Annotated in this window: 15 protein-coding genes; 10 read left to right on the top strand and 5 right to left on the bottom strand. The window is 64.5% G+C overall.

Translation table 11 applies throughout. From position 1 onward, the window contains the following. The first annotated feature begins 237 nt into the window (after nucleotides 1–237). Nucleotides 238–918, top strand: a complete 681-nt coding sequence (locus tag J8I26_RS09845) for a DUF1120 domain-containing protein (protein ID WP_209606633.1) — start codon at nucleotides 238–240, stop codon at nucleotides 916–918. A gap of 119 nt (nucleotides 919–1037) precedes the next feature. Here J8I26_RS09845 and J8I26_RS09840 read toward each other — a convergent pair whose 3' ends face one another. The 5 genes from J8I26_RS09840 to J8I26_RS09820 form a co-directional block, all read right to left on the bottom strand. Next, on the bottom strand, nucleotides 1038–2600 hold the full coding sequence (locus tag J8I26_RS09840) for a PAS domain-containing methyl-accepting chemotaxis protein (RefSeq protein WP_209606631.1): 1563 nt from the start codon (nucleotides 2598–2600) through the stop codon (nucleotides 1038–1040). A gap of 167 nt (nucleotides 2601–2767) precedes the next feature. After that, entirely contained in the window at nucleotides 2768–3571 is an 804-nt protein-coding gene (locus J8I26_RS09835) for a BPSS1780 family membrane protein (protein ID WP_209606629.1), read from the bottom strand. A 12-nt stretch (nucleotides 3572–3583) separates the two neighbouring features. Then, entirely contained in the window at nucleotides 3584–4537 is a 954-nt protein-coding gene (locus J8I26_RS09830; RefSeq protein WP_209606628.1) for a homoserine kinase, read from the bottom strand. Between the two features lie 189 nt (nucleotides 4538–4726). Continuing rightward, nucleotides 4727–5173 (bottom strand): hypothetical protein, encoded by a 447-nt coding sequence (locus tag J8I26_RS09825; protein WP_209606626.1) that lies wholly within the window; start codon nucleotides 5171–5173, stop codon nucleotides 4727–4729. A gap of 172 nt (nucleotides 5174–5345) precedes the next feature. Next, the gene (locus J8I26_RS09820) at nucleotides 5346–6092 is read right to left on the bottom strand and encodes a TIGR00730 family Rossman fold protein (protein ID WP_209606624.1); all 747 of its coding nucleotides are present in this window, start codon (nucleotides 6090–6092) and stop codon (nucleotides 5346–5348) included. On the opposite strand from J8I26_RS09820, the gene polA reads away from it, so the two are divergent. The 9 genes from polA to J8I26_RS09775 all read left to right on the top strand — a co-directional run bounded on the left by polA (nucleotide 6093) and on the right by J8I26_RS09775 (nucleotide 16186). Next, nucleotides 6093–8861, top strand: a complete 2769-nt coding sequence (gene polA / locus J8I26_RS09815) for a DNA polymerase I (protein WP_209606622.1) — start codon at nucleotides 6093–6095, stop codon at nucleotides 8859–8861. 46 nt (nucleotides 8862–8907) lie between these two features. Beyond that, nucleotides 8908–9060 carry a hypothetical protein gene (locus tag J8I26_RS09810; protein WP_209606620.1) on the top strand — a complete coding sequence of 51 codons (153 nt, stop codon included), beginning with the start codon at nucleotides 8908–8910 and terminating at the stop codon, nucleotides 9058–9060. A gap of 184 nt (nucleotides 9061–9244) precedes the next feature. Next, nucleotides 9245–10921: a methyl-accepting chemotaxis protein gene (locus J8I26_RS09805; protein WP_209606618.1), complete on the top strand. Its 1677-nt coding sequence runs from the start codon at nucleotides 9245–9247 to the stop codon at nucleotides 10919–10921. A 278-nt stretch (nucleotides 10922–11199) separates the two neighbouring features. Then, the gene (locus J8I26_RS09800) at nucleotides 11200–12084 is read left to right on the top strand and encodes a dienelactone hydrolase family protein (protein ID WP_209606616.1); all 885 of its coding nucleotides are present in this window, start codon (nucleotides 11200–11202) and stop codon (nucleotides 12082–12084) included. A 127-nt stretch (nucleotides 12085–12211) separates the two neighbouring features. Beyond that, on the top strand, nucleotides 12212–12988 hold the full coding sequence (locus J8I26_RS09795) for a YqgE/AlgH family protein (RefSeq protein ID WP_209606614.1): 777 nt from the start codon (nucleotides 12212–12214) through the stop codon (nucleotides 12986–12988). A 7-nt stretch (nucleotides 12989–12995) separates the two neighbouring features. Beyond that, nucleotides 12996–13382 (top strand): Holliday junction resolvase RuvX, encoded by a 387-nt coding sequence (gene ruvX, locus J8I26_RS09790; RefSeq protein ID WP_209606613.1) that lies wholly within the window; start codon nucleotides 12996–12998, stop codon nucleotides 13380–13382. After that, nucleotides 13379–13891, top strand: coding sequence for a bifunctional pyr operon transcriptional regulator/uracil phosphoribosyltransferase PyrR (gene pyrR / locus J8I26_RS09785; RefSeq protein ID WP_209606611.1), 513 nt, complete (start codon nucleotides 13379–13381; stop codon nucleotides 13889–13891). Before ruvX ends, pyrR begins: the two co-directional genes overlap by 4 nt. Next, nucleotides 13884–14843 carry an aspartate carbamoyltransferase catalytic subunit gene (locus tag J8I26_RS09780; RefSeq protein ID WP_209606610.1) on the top strand — a complete coding sequence of 320 codons (960 nt, stop codon included), beginning with the start codon at nucleotides 13884–13886 and terminating at the stop codon, nucleotides 14841–14843. Before pyrR ends, J8I26_RS09780 begins: the two co-directional genes overlap by 8 nt. A gap of 56 nt (nucleotides 14844–14899) precedes the next feature. Beyond that, nucleotides 14900–16186 carry a dihydroorotase gene (locus J8I26_RS09775; protein ID WP_209606608.1) on the top strand — a complete coding sequence of 429 codons (1287 nt, stop codon included), beginning with the start codon at nucleotides 14900–14902 and terminating at the stop codon, nucleotides 16184–16186. The last annotated feature ends 37 nt before the right edge of the window (nucleotides 16187–16223 follow it).

Genomic DNA, 16223 nt, shown 5'->3' with positions numbered 1-16223 from the left:
CGCATTTTCCGGCCGGCGGAGATCGGCGAATGCAGCCTAATCTCCAGCCCAATCCAATGCAGGCGCGGGCGAGCGTGAATTTGTTTCGCGGGGGTGAAGCGGGCAGGGCGGCAATAAATAGATTATTTTTGAGAATATTCCCATATTAATGCGGCCATCTTCTCGGGCAAACTGATGTCACTGCATCAAGTACTGATGCATATGAACCCAACACAGCATCTAACCGAGGATCCAGTCATGCCGCATATCCTAGCCCGCACCGCCTTTGCCGCGCTCGTCACAGTGCTGGCATCGTCAGCGTCTTTCGCCGCCTCCACTACCGAAGTGAAAGTGACCGGCACCGTCAAACCGCCCGCCTGCCTGCCCAGCTTTTCGGGCGGCGGTGGAGTCAGCTATGGCGTCATTCCCGCCGCATCGCTGACTAAAGGCGCCTACACGGTGTTGGAGAAGAAGTCGGTTGCATTCACCATCCAATGTGACGCCCCCGTCAAGATCGCTTTCAAGACCACCGACAACCGGGCCTCCAGCCGCGTAAGCGGCATCACCAACGGCACCACCGCCAGCCCATCCGATGCCTACAACTACGGTTTGGGCACGGTGTCGGGCAAGAATGTGGGCGGTTATACGCTGAGCATCGATGAAACCACGCAGGTCGACGGCGTGGCCACCAAGAACATCTTCTCGGGCGACAACGGAAGCACCTGGGCTGGCGGGGTGGGTGACATCCAGCATGACGGGCATTATTTCTCCTTCGGTCCCACCATGGTGCCTGTCGGGGGCTCCATCAAGCCGACCGCCTTGAAGACCCTCAGTGCAACCATCAACGTCAAGCCGGTGTTGAACAAGCCTGAAAACCTGCCGCTGAGCGCAGACGTTCCCATTGACGGATCGGCCACAGTTGAAGTGATCTATCTGTAAGCCAGGCTGGCCGGTGCGATGGGCTGAAAAGAAACAGGCAGCCTGCAACGACGATGCCGTTCGGTCCAGGACCGGACGGCATTTTGTCTTGCGGCTTGAGGTTCAGGCTGGACGGGGAATTATTTGCCCTTGAACTTGAACACCGAGATCGCCTGCAGCAGGCGCATGGTTTGCTCTTCCAGACTCCCGGCCGCGGCTGCGGCTTCCTCCACCAACGCCGCATTTTGCTGGGTGCCGGCGTCCATCTGGGTGATCGCCTCGTGCACCTGGTTGATGCCCGCGCTCTGCTGCTGCGTGGCCTCGCTGATCTCGCCCATGATGCCGGAGACGCGCCGCACCGATTCAACGATCTCGCGCATGGTGGCGCCGGCTTCCTCGACCTGACGATTGCCGACGGCGACTTTCTCCACCGAGTCGTCGATCAGTTGCTTGATTTCCTTGGCCGCGCCGGCCGAACGTTGCGCCAGCGAGCGCACTTCGGACGCCACCACCGCGAAGCCGCGGCCCTGTTCGCCGGCGCGCGCCGCTTCCACCGCGGCATTCAAGGCGAGGATGTTGGTCTGGAAGGCGATGCTGTCGATCAGGCCGATGATGTCGACGATCTTCTTGGACGAATCGCTGATCTCGTTCATCGTCACGCCGGTGCCGGCCACCACGTCGCCGCCTTTCATCGCCACCGACGAGGCCGAGCCGGCCAGCTGGTTGGCCTGTACCGCGTGGTCGGCGTTCTGGCGCACGGTCGAGGCCAGCTGCTGCATGCTGGAGGCGGTCTCTTCCAGGTTGGCCGCCTGCGCCTCGGTGCGCCGCGACAAGTCCATGTTGCCGGAGGCGATCTCGCGCGTGGCGACGTTGATGGTCTCGACGTTGGAGCGCACGTCGCCGATGATGGCGGTCAGGTTGACGTTCATCTGGCGCAGCGCGCCCAGGAGGCGTCCCAGCTCATCGTGGCGCTGGGTGTCGATGCGCGAGGAAAGGTCGCCGCCGGTGATGGCGTAGGTGACGTTGAGCGCCTGGCGCAGCGGCGTGATCAGCGCGCCGCGCAAGGCCATCCACAGCAGGAGGGAGATCAGGCCCGAGGCCGCGGCCAGGCCGCTGATCCACCATTGCTGCAGCGTGGCGAAGCCGGCGAACATTACCGCCAGCTGGATCGCCAGCATGGCGCTCATGCACAGGTTGATGCGGGTGCCCAGCTGCATGCGCGAGAGCCGCCCCAGCCAGCCGGCGATGCCGGTGCGCACCACCTCGCCGCGATGCAGGGCGATGCCCTTGGCCTGGCCGCGGCGAATCGAACGGTACAGCGTCTCGGCCGCATCCACCGCGGCGCGGTCGGGGCGGGTGCGCACCGACATGTAGCCGACCACCTGGCCGTTTTCGCGGATCGGCGTGACGTTGGCGCGCACCCAGTAGTGATCGCCGTTCTTGCTGCGGTTCTTGACCAGGCCGGTCCAGGGCGTGCCGCCCTTGATGGTGGCCCACATGTCGGCGAAGGCTTCGCCCGGCATGTCCGGATGGCGGATCAGGTTCTGCGGCGCGCCCAGCAATTCTTCTTCCTCGAAACCGCTGATTTCGATGAAGTAGGGATTGACGTAGGTGATGTTGCCTTTGAGGTCGGTCTTGGAAACGATAGCCTGGCCGTCGACCAGCAGGCGTTCCACGCCTGTGACAGGCATGTTCATGCGCATTCTTACCCCCGTGTAGAGAAGCGTGGTTTGTCGTTGGAATTTGCCGGAGGCTGGCGGGCGCGAAGGCGCTGCGGGCGGGTTGCGTCCGCCTTTCCCGTGCGGACGCAAACTTACTCAGGCATCACCGCCGGGGCGACTGCCCGGCGCGGCGACGGCCTGATGCGGTATCAGAACTGTCGGTCTCCTGCCTGCGACGGGCTGTCGGACCCGATGGTGGGTTTTCCGAAGACCGCAGTGTAGGTCGGATAAAACGAGCAGTACATGACTACCGTCAATATTATCGAGATTGGCAGCAGGATAAAGATCACGGCGTTGATGCTGCCGGTGAGCAGGGTGATCAGCAGGCTGATGATGGTCGGCGCCACCACCGCGATCACGATCCAGACCAGCGCGTAGAGCAGGAAGGCGCGGCCGGCGCGACGCACGGTGAAGAAGCTGTAAAACAGGGCCTTGCCCAGCGTCATGCGTTGCCAGACGATCAACGGCGCGGCGTACCAGAAGGCCATGGCCGCCGGCACGTACAGGGCGGCGGCGATCAGCATGGCGATGCGCATGCTGCCGGCGGCGCCTTCGAGCTCCTTGGCCGACAGGCCGTTGCCCATCATGGCCTTCCAGAACACGCCGCCATCGGCCAGCGTCGATGCCGCGACCACCAGCGTGGCCGCCAGCAGATAGAGCACGCCCAGTTTGAGCAGGGTGTTGCGCGCCGGATCGCGAAAGCCCACCAGCAGCAGGTTGGGATAGACGCGCTGGCCCTTCTCGATCTGCGCGCAGGCCTGCATGAAGGACATGGAGAATAGCGGTATCAGGATCAGCGGCAGCATCTGGCCCAGCACCGGGATGATGCCGATGGCCAGCATCAGGAACATGTACGACAGGAACAGCGTGGACATCTCGGCGGGCTGCTTGCGAAACAGGGCGAAGCCTTGCTTTACCCAGAGCCAGCCATCTTTTGCGGGAATCTTTTCCATGGTTTCCAGGACTCAGAGCGCCGGCGGCGTTTCCGCGATGCGCAGGCGCAGGATGCGTTCGAAGTGCGTCGGGTCGTGCGGCGTGAGCATCTCGGCTTCGCGCGGCATGTAGAAATCGTACAGGCGCGACAGCCAGAAGCGCAGCGCGGCGGCGCGCAACATGGGCTGCCAGGCCTCGCGCTCGGCGTCCGAGAACGGGCGCACCGCGCGGTAGGCGGCCAGCATGGCGTCGGCGCGCTCCACGTCCAGCACCCCGGTATCGAGCTCCACGCACCAGTCGTTGACGGTCACGGCCAAGTCGAACAGCCAAGTGTCGCAGCCGGCGAAGTAGAAGTCGAAGATGCCGGACAGCTTCTCGCCCACGAACATGGCGTTGTTGCGGAACAGGTCGGCGTGCACCGGGCCGCGCGGCAGCGAGCGGTAGGCGGCGGTGGCGGCGAATTCCTTCTGGTACTGCACTTCGGCCTGTAGCAGCGTACCGAGTTCCGGCGGCAGGAAGGGCAGCACGGTGGGCGTGGTTTCCAGCCACCAGGCCAGGCCGCGCAGGTTGGGCTGCATGATCTTGAAGTCTTTGGCGGCCAGGTGCATGCGCGCCAGCATGTCGCCCAGCGCGGCGCAGTGCGGCGCCTGCGGATCCAGCTGCGATTCGCCTTCCAGCTTGCTGACGATGGCCGCCGGCTTGTCGTTCAACAGGTTGACGATCGCGTCGCGATCATTGGCCACCGGCGCCGGCACCGGGATGCCGCGCTGCGCCAGGTGGCGCATCAGCTCCAGGTAGAAGGGCAGTTGTTCGATGTGCAGTTTTTCGAACAGGGTCAGCACGTACTCGCCGCGCTCGGTGCCGATGAAGAAGTTGCTGTTCTCGATGCCGGAGGAGATGCCCCTGATCGAGGTGGCTTTGCCAAGCGGGAATTGTTTGATCCAGTCGGAGAGTTGTTCCAGACTGACCTGAGTGAAGACTGCCATGACGAAAGTGAAAGAAGTGGTGCTTGCTGATGCGGTGTGCGCCCGTGCATGCTTGCCGCCCGGGCGACGGGAAGGCCGGCCGGCGGCCGCGCTTCCCCATCCCTGAGTCCGGCGGCGCGTTTTACCGCGCCGGGCCGGACATCCCGTGAATCGATACGATCACGCGGCCGGATCGGGCCGCGCGTCGCGTTATTTCTTGATGTTGCCCTGGGCGGCGTCGCCGTCCTGCTCGGGCTTCTTCTTGACGCCCCAGTCGAACTCGCCGACCTTCCAGGTGGCCGAGGTCGGCGGCGCGCTTTGCGCATCGCCCGGGGTGGAACCGCCGAGGTTCTTGTTCGGACGCACGTGATAGGTGCTGGGGCCGGACTTGACCTCGATATCCTTGGTTTCGCCGTGGTCGCGCTGTTCCTGGATGCTGTTGCCGCTGTTGCGGTTCTCATCGCCCGGCTTGCGGATGGTCACGGCCGGCGGTTCGCCTTCTTCCAGCTTTTCCAGCTCGGGCGGCGGCGGCGCGGGCTGCGCGGCCAGGCCCGGAGCGGGCTGCTGTGCCATCGCCAGCGGCGCGGCCAGGCCGGCGCTCGCGCACAGCAGGGCGGCAACCAGGGACTGTTTGGACCAGACGTTGGATGGTTTCATGATTTGATAGGGGAAAGGTGGTGTTGTTTTAGGCCATTGTAGCAAACCATCGTTCCGCGCTCCCGGCGTTTCGGGGCGGAAAGGAGCGTTGGTGCAACATTTGGCCGCAACCGGCGTGAAAAAGCCCGCGCCAGGGCGCGGGCTCGGCAGGGCGCTGCAAAATCGGCCGTCCTCAGAGGAACATGCCGCTCTGCCGTTCGACTTCGACGGGCGTCGCAGCCGGCTGCTCCTTCTCGGCGTGGAATTTCTGGATCGCGGCGACCACCTCAGCCGGATCGTCGATCACCTGCAGCAGGTTCAGGTCCTTGGGCGAGATCATGCCGTCGTCGATCAGGCGGGTCTTGATCCACTCCATCAGGCCGGCCCAGAACTTGCTGCCCACCAGGATCACCGGCATCAGGCGCGATTTGCCGGTCTGCATCAGGGTCAACGCCTCGGTCAGCTCGTCGAGCGTGCCGAAGCCGCCCGGCAGCACGACATAGGCGTCGGCGTACTTCACGAAGGCGACCTTGCGCGCGAAGAAGTGGCGGAAAGACAGCGAGATGTCCTGCCAGCCGTTGCCGTGCTGTTCGTGCGGCAGTTCGATGTTCAGGCCGACCGAAGGCGAGGCGCCGTCGAAGGCGCCCTTGTTGGCCGCTTCCATGATGCCGGGGCCGCCGCCGGAGATGACGGCATAGCCGGCGTCGGACAGGCGGCGCGCGATGTCCACGCACAGCGCGTAGTGCGGATCGTCGGGTTTGGTGCGGGCGGAACCGAAGATGGAAACGGCCGGACGCAGCTCGGACAGGCGTTCGGTCGATTCAATGAATTCTGCCATAATCGTGAGTACGTGCCAGGACTCGCGCGCCTTCTTCGCCGTCGCGCGCTCAATGTCGTCCACTTCCCGCAGTCGCGGTACTTTTTTTCCTCTTTGTTCCATATGCAAAAAACCTTGTTGTTAGTTGATGGTTCCAGTTACCTGTATCGCGCGTTCCATGCACTGCCCGATATGCGTAACGCGGAAGGCGCGCCAACCGGTGCGCTGTACGGCATCATCAATATGCTGCGCCGACTGCGTAACGATTATCCCGCAAGTTACGTCGCCTGTGTGTTCGACGCCAAGGGCAAGACCTTCCGCGACGATCTCTACCCCGAATACAAGGCCACCCGCAAGTCGATGCCGGAAGACCTGGCGCTGCAGGTCGAGCCCATCCATGCTGCAGTGCGTGCGCTGGGCTGGCCGATCCTGATGGTCGAAGGCATCGAGGCCGACGACGTCATCGGCACGCTGTCGGTGCAGGCCACCGCCGCCGGGCTCGAGACCATCGTCTCCACCGGCGACAAGGATATGGCGCAGCTGGTCAACGAGCACGTGACGCTGGTCAACACCATGAGCAACGAGACGCTCGACATCAGGGGCGTGACCGAGAAATTCGGCGTGCCGCCGGATCGCATCGTCGACTACCTGAGCCTGATCGGCGACACCGTCGACAACGTGCCCGGCGTTGAAAAGTGCGGCCCCAAGACCGCCGTCAAATGGCTGACCGCTTACGGTTCGCTGGACGGCGTGATGGAAAACGCCGCCAAGATCACCGGCGTGGTCGGCGACAACCTGCGCAAGGCGTTGGACTGGCTGCCGCAGGGAAGAGTTCTGGTGACGGTGAAGACCGACTGCGACCTGTCCGCGCACATGCGTTCAATCCTTGAGTCGCTGGCGATGCAGGAGCAGGACAAGGCCGCGCTGAAGGATATCTTCACGCGCTACAACTTCCGCACCTGGCTGCGCGAGATCAGCGAAGAGAGCGCCGCGCCGACGCCGCTGGCGGCGGCCGGCAAGGCCGCGCCGGGCGAGACTGGCGCCGTAGAGACGCCGGCGCAGGGCGGCCTGTTCGCGCCGGCGGCGCCGGTCGAGTATGAGACCGTGTTCACCGACGAGCAGCTTGACAAGTGGATCGCCGCCATCGACGCCGCCGCGTTGACCGCGGTCGACACCGAGACCACCTCGCTGGATGCGATGCAGGCCGAGCTGGTCGGCATCTCGCTGTGCGTTGAACCGGGCAAGGCGGCCTACATCCCCGTCGGCCACAACTACCAGGACGCGCCGGCCCAGCTCGCGCGCGAACACGTGCTGTCCAAACTGAAGCCGTGGCTGGAAGATGCGACCAAGCCCAAGCTCGGCCAGCACCTGAAGTACGACAGCCACATCTTCGCCAACTACGGCGTCAGGCTGGCCGGCGTCAAGCACGACACGCTGCTGGAATCCTACGTGTTCGAGTCGCACCGCACGCACGACATGGACAGCCTGGCGGCGCGCCACCTCGACCGCAAGACCATCAGCTACGCCGAGGTGTGCGGCAAGGGCGCCTCGCAGATCGGCTTCAACGAAGTCGCCGTCGAGCGCGCCACCGAATACGCGGCCGAAGACGCCGAGGTCACGCTGGCCTTGCACAATGCGATGTGGCCGCAGATCGAGCACGACGACAAGCTGCGCTTCATCTACGAAAAGATCGAAGTGCCGACCTCGGTGGTGCTGCAGAAGATCGAGCGCAACGGCGTGCTGATCGACAGCGAGCGCCTGGCGACCCAATCCAACGACCTCGGCCGCCGCATGCTGGAGATCGAGCAGCAGGCCTATGAACTGGCCGGCCAGCCGTTCAACCTGAATTCGCCCAAGCAGCTGGGCGAGATCCTGTTCAGCAAGCTGGAGCTGCCGGTGGTGAAGAAGACCGCCTCCGGCGCGCCCTCCACCGACGAGGAGGTGCTGCAGAAACTGGCCGAGGATTATCCCTTGCCCAAGATCCTGCTGGACTATCGCGGCCTGTCCAAGCTGAAGTCGACCTACACCGACAAGCTGCCCAAGATGGTCAACCCGGCCACCGGCCGCGTGCACACCAACTACGCGCAGGCGGTGGCGGTGACCGGCCGCCTGGCCTCCAACGATCCCAACCTGCAGAACATCCCGGTGCGCACCGCCGAAGGCCGTCGCATCCGCGAGGCCTTCGTCGCGCCGGAAGGCAGCATGATCGTCTCGGCCGACTACTCGCAGATCGAGCTGCGCATCATGGCGCACATCTCCGAGGACGAGAACATGCTCAAGGCCTTCGCCGACGGCGAAGACATCCACCGCGCCACCGCCGCCGAGATCTTCGGCATCGCGCCCGAGCAGGTCGAGTCCGAGCAGCGCCGCTATGCCAAAGTGATCAACTTCGGCCTGATCTACGGCATGAGCGCCTTCGGCCTGGCCGGCAACCTCGGCATCGAGCGCTCGGCCGCGCAGATGTACATCGACAAATATTTCATGCGCTTCTCGGGCGTGAAGCGCTATATGGACGAGACGCGCATGCAGGCCAAGGCGCGCGGTTATGTCGAGACCGTGTTCGGCCGCCGCCTGTGGCTGCCGGAGATCAATTCTCCCAATGGTCCGCGCCGCCAGGGCGCCGAGCGCGCGGCGATCAACGCGCCGATGCAGGGCACCGCCGCCGACCTGATCAAACTGGCAATGATTTCCGTGCAAGCCTGGCTGGAGGCGGAAAAGCTCTCCACGCGCATGATCATGCAGGTGCACGATGAATTGGTGTTGGAAGTTCCACAACAAGAGCTGGAACTGGTGCGTGAAAAGCTGCCGGAACTGATGAAAAATGTTGCGGAGCTGAAAGTTCCCTTGCTTGCCGAGGTAGGAATCGGTAAGAATTGGGAAGAGGCGCATTAATTCCGAACGGCAAAAATTACGCACACAGTTACGTAGCCGGAAAGACATGTCGATCGGACAACGGCGGCCCGCGCAAGCCAAGGCAACGCAGTCACATCAATCACAAGAACCTGCAGGCAAAGCGCGTCGCCGTCTCCTCGAACAAACAGGCATCAACAACAAGAAGATCAGCAAGAGCGCCGTCGCAACCGCCCAATAACGAACAAGACGGGCGACGGCAAGAGGGTGGGCCGGACAGGGACGTCTGGCTTGAACAGGAGGCTGCGGCGGGACGCCGGCAGGGGAGACGCACGATACATGACGCTGCGCGGTTCGCGCGGTTTCGCTCCTCCGCTCATGACCATCGACCACGGCCTCCGGTGACGACACTAGGAGGAGACGTGATGAAGTCAGGGATGAAAGTAGGCGCACGCCTGGGACTCGGGTTTGCGTGGGTGGTGGTGCTGCTGGTGCTGGTGACCGCATTCGGCATTTACAACATGCACCAGGTGCAGGCGCGGTTCAACAACGTGGTCGAGATCAAGAACCCCGAGAGCGCGCTGGTGAAAGACATGATGGACACGGTGGCCGAGCGCTCCATCTCGCTGCGCAACCTGATGCTGCCGGCCGCGCCCGAGGACGTGGACATCGAGGCGCAATACATCGACGCCCAGACCCTCAAGTACAAGATGTCGGCGCAGAAGCTGCAGCAGCTGTTTGCCGAATCCCCCGGCACCACCGATGAAGAAAAGGCCGCGCTACCCAAGATCAAGGCCCAGGCCGACAACGCCGAGAAGCTGATCACGCAGGCGGTGGAATTCGGCCAACGCCGTGAGGCCTATGAACTGGCGCAATTCCTGAAGGATCAATACCTGCCGGTGCAGAAGACCTGGCAGGTCGAGCTGAAGTCGCTGGCCGTGCTGGAAGACAAGCTCAACAAGGAAGCCGCCGCCACCAGCGCCGCCGCCTATGCGCAGGCGCGCCTGCTGATGCTGATCACCAGCGCAGTGGGCGTGATCACCGCCATCCTGGCCGCGATCTGGCTGACCCGCCATCTGTTGAAAAAGCTGGGCGGCGAACCCGACTACGCCGTGAAGATCGCCGGCCAGATCGCCGAGGGCGACCTGGCGGTGGTGATCAACACCCGCCCGGGCGACCGTGACAGCCTGATGGTGGCGATGGCCGCCATGCGCGACAAGCTGGCCGCCATCGTGGCGGAAGTGCGCAACGGCTCCGAGACCATTACCACCGCCTCGTCCGAAATCGCGCGCGGCAACCTCGATTTGTCTTCGCGCACCGAGCAGCAGGCCGGCGCGCTGGAAGAAACCGCGTCGTCGATGGAGCAGTTGAATTCCACCGTCAAGCAGAACGCCGAGAACGCCCACCAGGCCAACGACCTGGCGCTGGCCGCCTCCGACGTGGCGGTGCAGGGCGGCGCCATCGTCTCGCAGGTGGTGGAGACCATGCAGTCGATCAATGCCTCCTCGCAAAAGGTGGCCGACATCGTCAGCGTCATCGACGGCATCGCTTTCCAGACCAACATCCTGGCCCTGAACGCCGCCGTGGAAGCGGCGCGTGCCGGCGAACAGGGCCGCGGCTTCGCCGTGGTGGCTTCCGAAGTGCGGTCGCTGGCGCAGCGTTCGGCCTCGGCCGCCAAGGAGATCAAGATCCTGATCGGCGACTCGGTCTCGACCGTGGAAAACGGCAGCAAGCTGGTCAGCCAGGCCGGCAGCACCATGAACGACATCGTCACCAGCATCAAGCGCGTGACCGACGTCATGACCGAGATCACCCACGCCAACCGCGAGCAGAGCGGCGGCATCGAGCAGGTCAACGAAGCGATCATCCAGATCGACGACATGACCCAGCAAAACGCGGCGCTGGTGGAGCAAGCCGCCGCCGCCGCCCGCTCGCTGCAGGAGCAGGCGTCGGGATTGCAGCAGCTGGTCAGCGTGTTTCGGCTGGATGCGTCGCAGATGGTGGCAGCGCCCGTCTATGCGGCTACGGATGAGCGCACCATCGATGTCACGCCGTCCGCGCCCGGGCTGCCCTCCGGTGGCGTGCTGGCGATGCAGGGCTGATCCCTTGCCGGCACGCGTCATACGCGAGTGACGGTTTGCGGTTAGACTCCGGCTTGGAATGCAAGCCGGTCATTCGGAAAACGCGAGGAAACACCCTCGTCTTCCACCTCGAAGCGGCCTGCATGCAGGCCGCTTTTTTATTGCGACGCTTGCATGCTCCGGTCGCCAGCCAGCATTTCCAGCGTTTTCGCCTCTTTCAGTGACGAGCAGCACGCCGCCGCCCCGCGCGCCGGCGCCAATGACAACCGATGCAACCAGCCTGAACCACGGAGAACCCGATGAACGATTTCCGCAAAGACCTCGACAGCCTGCTTGGCCAATCCGCCCTGTCCGCCACGCCGGATCGCCGCACCTTCCTGAAGACCGCGCTGGGCACCGGCTTTGCCGCCGCCGTGCTGCCGGTGTGCGCGCAGACCATGATCAAGACCGACACCAACGGCCTGACCGCCGGCGAAGTGGCGATCACCGTCAACGGCCAGCGCGTGCCGGCCTACCGCGCGCAACCGGAAGGCAAGACCAATCTGCCGGTAGTCATCGTGGTGTCGGAGATCTTCGGCGTGCACGAGCACATTGCCGACATCGCGCGCCGCTTCGCCAAGCTGGGCTATCTGGCGATCGCGCCGGACTTCTTCGTGCGCCAGGGCAACCCGATGGCTTACACCTCGATCGCCGAGCTGCAGAAGGAAATCATCTCCAAGGTGCCTGACGAACAGGTCATGGGCGACATCGACGCCTACGTGAAGTGGGCCGGCGAAAACGGCGGCGACATCAGCCGCCTGGGCATCAACGGCTTCTGCTGGGGCGGGCGCATCGTCTGGTTGTACAGTGCCCACAACCCCAAGGTCAAGGCCGGCGCCGCCTGGTACGGCCGCATCGTCGGCGAAAAGAGCGCGCTGTTCCCGCAGCAGCCCATCGATATCGCGCCGTCGCTGAAGGTGCCGGTGATCGGCCTGTACGGCGGCAAGGATCAGGGCATTCCGGTGACCACCGTGGAACAGATGAAGGAAGCGCTGCAAAAGGCCGGCAACAAGTCGGAATTCCACGTCTACCCGAACTCCGGCCACGCCTTCAACGCCGACTATCGTCCCAGCTACGTCGAGGCGGACGCCAAGGACGCCTGGACGCAAGTGGTGGCCTGGTTCAAGAGCCACGGCGTGATCTGATATTTCCCTGGTGAAATTGTCTTTTTGAAATGATGCCGGCGGCCATGATGCCGCCGGGCAGGTCCTGCTTGCCCTGTTTTACCCGCACCGGGCGCGGGGCAGCGGCCAAAACTGCTAAAATGATGGGATGATCAAGAGACGTAATTCTCCCTTCAGCCTGTCAGCCGAGGATTTCGACGAATCCGTGGAATCCTTTGGCACTTTCGATCCCTTCCGCACCACCCCATCCCGCCGCAAGGCCGCTGCCGCCAATCCTGAGAAGGAGGGCGAGTCCGGCGACGGCGCGTCGGACGATGAAGCGCGTGCGCCGCTCGAGCTGGACCTGACCAATCACTTCCTGATCGCCATGCCGTCCATGCTGGACCCGATCTTTGGTGGCACCGTGGTCTACCTGTGCGAACACAACCATAACGGCGCGCTCGGCGTGGTCATCAACAAGCCCACCGACATGACCATGGACGTGCTGTTCGACCGCATCAACCTGAAGCTCGAAATCAAGCCCGACACGCCCGACGCCATGCCGGAGGTGTACCGCCGCCCAGTGATGTTCGGCGGTCCGGTGCAGGTGGAGCGCGGCTTCGTGCTGCATTCGGCGCTGGCGCCCGAGGCCGACAAGTATTCCTCCACCCTGCAGGTGACCGACGACATTTCGCTGACCACCTCCAAGGATGTGCTGGAAGCCGTGGCGCACGGCGACGGTCCGCAGCGAGTACTGGTGTCGCTGGGCTGCTCCGGCTGGAGCGCCGGCCAGCTGGAGGACGAGCTGGGCCGCAACGGCTGGCTGACGGTGAAGGCCGATCCGGCCATCATCTTCGAGATGCCGGTGGAAGAACGATTCACCGCCGCGCTGGCCTTGCTGGGCATCGACCCGGTGATGCTGTCGGGCGACGCCGGACGGGCCTGAGGACGCATTGGAAACCATCCTGGCCTTCGACTTCGGCTTGAAGCGCATCGGCGTGGCCGTGGGCAATACCGGCCTGAAACAGGCGCAGCCGCTGACGGTGATCGGCGAGCCGACCAACGACGGCAAGTTCGCCGCCATCGGCAAGCTGATCGGCGAGTGGCAGCCGGCACGCTGCGTGGTCGGCCTGCCTTTGCATCCGGACGGCGCCGAGCACGAGATGAGCGTGCGCTGCCGGCGCTTCGCCAACCAATTGCATGGCCGCTACGGCGTCGAGGTGACGCTGGTCGACGAGCGTTACTCGTCGGCCGTGATCGCGCAGCAGCGCGGCGAGCAGATCGACGACCAGGCGGCCGCCATCATTTTGCAGCAATACTTTGACGACGCACATTCATGAGCACAACACCTTCCAAGCTTGACGCCGAAGCGCTGTACCAGAACCTGGCGCAACAGATCAAAGCCGGCCTGCAAGGCGCCAACGACGTGGCGCTGGTCGGCATCCATTCCGGCGGCGCGTGGCTGGCCGAGCGCCTGGCCGGCGAACTGCAGCTGGGCGAGCGCCTGGGTTTCGTCGACGTCTCGTTCTACCGCGACGACTTTTCCGAGAAGGGCCTGCGTTCCGACGTCAAGCCCAGCCAGATTCCGTTCGACGTCGAAGGCGCCACCATCGTGCTGGTCGACGACGTGCTCTACACCGGCCGCACCACCCGCGCGGCGATCAACGAGCTGTTCGACTACGGCCGCCCGGCGCGCGTGCTGCTGGCGGCGCTGGTCGACCGCGGCGGGCGCGAGCTGCCGATCGCGGCCGATTTCCTGGCCGAGACGGTCACCCTTTCCAAACAAGAAAACCTGCAACTGCAACGCGCCGACGACGGCCGATTCTCCCTGACGGTGGTCCATGCTTAATCCACAACTGAACAAAAACGGCGAACTGCAACACTTGCTGACCATTGAAGGTCTGCCCAAGTCCATCCTCAACCACATCCTCGACACTGCGTCGTCCTTCGTCAGCATCGGCGACCGCGAAGTGAAGAAGGTGCCGCTGATGCGCGGCAAAAGCGTGTTCAACCTGTTCTTCGAGAACTCCACGCGCACCCGCACCACCTTCGAGATCGCCTCCAAGCGCCTGTCGGCGGACGTGATCAACCTGAACATCCAGGCCTCCAGCACCAGCAAGGGCGAGTCGCTGCTGGACACCATCGACAACCTGGCGGCGATGCACGCCGACATGTTCGTGGTGCGTCACGCGCAGTCCGGTGCGCCGTTCCTGATCGCCAAGCACCTGATCGACACGAAGCAGTCGCACGTCCACGTGGTCAACGCCGGCGACGGCCGCCATGCGCACCCGACCCAGGGCCTGCTGGACATGTACACCATCCGCCACTACAAGAAGGACTTCACCAACCTGCGCGTGGCGATCGTGGGCGACATCCTGCACAGTCGCGTGGCACGCTCCGACATCCACGCGCTGACCACGCTGGGCGTGCCCGAAGTGCGCGCCATCGGTCCGCGCACGCTGCTGCCGGGCGGCCTGGAGCAGATGGGCGTGCGCGTGTTCCACAACATGGAAGAAGGCCTGAAGGACGTCGACGTCATCATCATGCTGCGCCTGCAGAACGAGCGCATGAGCGGCGCGCTGCTGCCCTCGGCGCAGGAGTTCTTCAAGAGCTACGGCCTGACGCCCGAGCGCCTGGCGCTGGCTAAGCCGGACGCCATCGTGATGCACCCGGGCCCGATGAACCGCGGCGTGGAAATCGACTCGGCCGTGGCCGACGGCGCGCAGGCGGTGATCCTGCCGCAGGTGACCTTCGGCATCGCGGTGCGCATGGCGGTGATGAGCATCGTCGCCGGCAACTGAGCCCGCACGACAGAGCAAGCGACGTTTTGACGACTCGTTAAAAAGATACTGAACTGATGAAACTGCATATCAAGAACGGCCGGCTGATCGACCCGGCCAACGGCATCGATGCCCAGCAGGACCTGTACGTGGCCGCCGGCAAGATCGTCGGCATCGGCCAGGCGCCGGCCGACTTCACCGCCAACAAGACCATCGACGCCACCGGCCTGGTGGTCGCCCCCGGCCTGGTGGACCTGTCGGCGCGCCTGCGCGAGCCCGGCTACGAATACAAGGCCACGCTGGAATCCGAAATGCAGGCCGCGGTGCAGGGCGGCGTGACCAGCCTGGTGTGCCCGCCCGATACCGATCCGGTGCTGGATGAGCCCGGCCTGGTGGAAATGCTGAAGCACCGCGCCAAGTCGCTGAACCAGGCGCACGTCTATCCGCTGGGCGCGCTGACCGCCGGCTTGAAGGGCCGTGCGCTGACCGAGATGGCCGAGCTGACCGACGCCGGCTGCATCGGCTTCTCGCAAGCCGAAGAGCCGATCACCGACACCACCGTGCTGCTGTCGGCGCTGCAATACGCCAAGACCTTCAACTACACCGTCTGGCTGCGTCCGCAGGATCCGCACCTGGGCCGCACCGGCATCGCCCACAGCGGCCCGGCGGCGTCGCGCCTGGGCTTGTCCGGCGTGCCGGTGATGTCGGAAACCATCGCGCTGTACACGCTGTTCGAACTGATGCGCGCTACCGGCGCGCGCGTGCACCTGTGCCGCATGTCCTCGGCTGCCGGCCTTGAGCTGGTGCGCCAGGCCAAGAGCGAAGGCCTGCCGGTCACCTGCGACGTCGGCGTGCACCACATCCACCTGTGCGACCTGGACATCGGTTTCTTCGACTCCAACGCGCGCCTGACGCCGCCGCTGCGTTCGCAGCGCGACCGCGAGGCGATCCGCGCGGCGCTGCTGGACGGCACCATCGACGCGGTCTGTTCCGACCACACCCCGGTGGACGACGACGAGAAGCTGCTGCCCTTCGGCGAAGCCTCGCCGGGCGCCACCGGCTTGGAGCTGCTGCTGTCGCTGTCGCTGAAGTGGGCGCTGGAGTCCGAAGGCCAGGGCAAGGATGTGCTGTCCAAGGCGATCTCCAAGATCACCCATCGCGCCGCCAAAGTGGCAGGCCTGAAGGCCGGCAACCTGGCGCTGGGCAGCGCGGCCGACCTGTGCCTGTTCGATCCGAATGCCATGTGGAAGGTAGAGGGCGCGGCGCTGGCCAGCCAGGGCAAGCACACGCCGTTCCTGGGTTATGAGCTGCCGGGCGTGGTCAAGACCACCATCGTCTCGGGCCACATCGCCTTCGAGCGCTGATCGTTCGCCTCATCCATCCGCCGACCAGCTGAGCAAG

The organism is Herbaspirillum sp. LeCh32-8 (genome assembly GCF_017814915.1).
In the GTDB taxonomy this organism is placed as follows: Bacteria; Pseudomonadota; Gammaproteobacteria; order Burkholderiales; family Burkholderiaceae_D; genus Herbaspirillum.
The sequence above is the reverse complement of the archived record's forward strand: the minus strand, read 5'-3'. Positions and strand labels throughout refer to the sequence as shown.

What these genes read in the sequence shown, in the direction of transcription:
- J8I26_RS09845 (WP_209606633.1), top strand. Translation starts at nt 238, where the DNA reads ATGCCGCATATCCTAGCCCGCACCGCCTTTGCCGCGCTCGTCACAGTG.
- J8I26_RS09840 (WP_209606631.1), bottom strand. Translation starts at nt 2,600, where the DNA reads ATGCGCATGAACATGCCTGTCACAGGCGTGGAACGCCTGCTGGTCGAC.
- J8I26_RS09835 (WP_209606629.1), bottom strand. Translation starts at nt 3,571, where the DNA reads ATGGAAAAGATTCCCGCAAAAGATGGCTGGCTCTGGGTAAAGCAAGGC.
- J8I26_RS09830 (WP_209606628.1), bottom strand. Translation starts at nt 4,537, where the DNA reads ATGGCAGTCTTCACTCAGGTCAGTCTGGAACAACTCTCCGACTGGATC.
- J8I26_RS09825 (WP_209606626.1), bottom strand. Translation starts at nt 5,173, where the DNA reads ATGAAACCATCCAACGTCTGGTCCAAACAGTCCCTGGTTGCCGCCCTG.
- J8I26_RS09820 (WP_209606624.1), bottom strand. Translation starts at nt 6,092, where the DNA reads ATGGAACAAAGAGGAAAAAAAGTACCGCGACTGCGGGAAGTGGACGAC.
- polA (WP_209606622.1), top strand. Translation starts at nt 6,093, where the DNA reads ATGCAAAAAACCTTGTTGTTAGTTGATGGTTCCAGTTACCTGTATCGC.
- J8I26_RS09810 (WP_209606620.1), top strand. Translation starts at nt 8,908, where the DNA reads ATGTCGATCGGACAACGGCGGCCCGCGCAAGCCAAGGCAACGCAGTCA.
- J8I26_RS09805 (WP_209606618.1), top strand. Translation starts at nt 9,245, where the DNA reads ATGAAGTCAGGGATGAAAGTAGGCGCACGCCTGGGACTCGGGTTTGCG.
- J8I26_RS09800 (WP_209606616.1), top strand. Translation starts at nt 11,200, where the DNA reads ATGAACGATTTCCGCAAAGACCTCGACAGCCTGCTTGGCCAATCCGCC.
- J8I26_RS09795 (WP_209606614.1), top strand. Translation starts at nt 12,212, where the DNA reads ATGATCAAGAGACGTAATTCTCCCTTCAGCCTGTCAGCCGAGGATTTC.
- pyrR (WP_209606611.1), top strand. Translation starts at nt 13,379, where the DNA reads ATGAGCACAACACCTTCCAAGCTTGACGCCGAAGCGCTGTACCAGAAC.
- J8I26_RS09780 (WP_209606610.1), top strand. Translation starts at nt 13,884, where the DNA reads ATGCTTAATCCACAACTGAACAAAAACGGCGAACTGCAACACTTGCTG.
- J8I26_RS09775 (WP_209606608.1), top strand. Translation starts at nt 14,900, where the DNA reads ATGAAACTGCATATCAAGAACGGCCGGCTGATCGACCCGGCCAACGGC.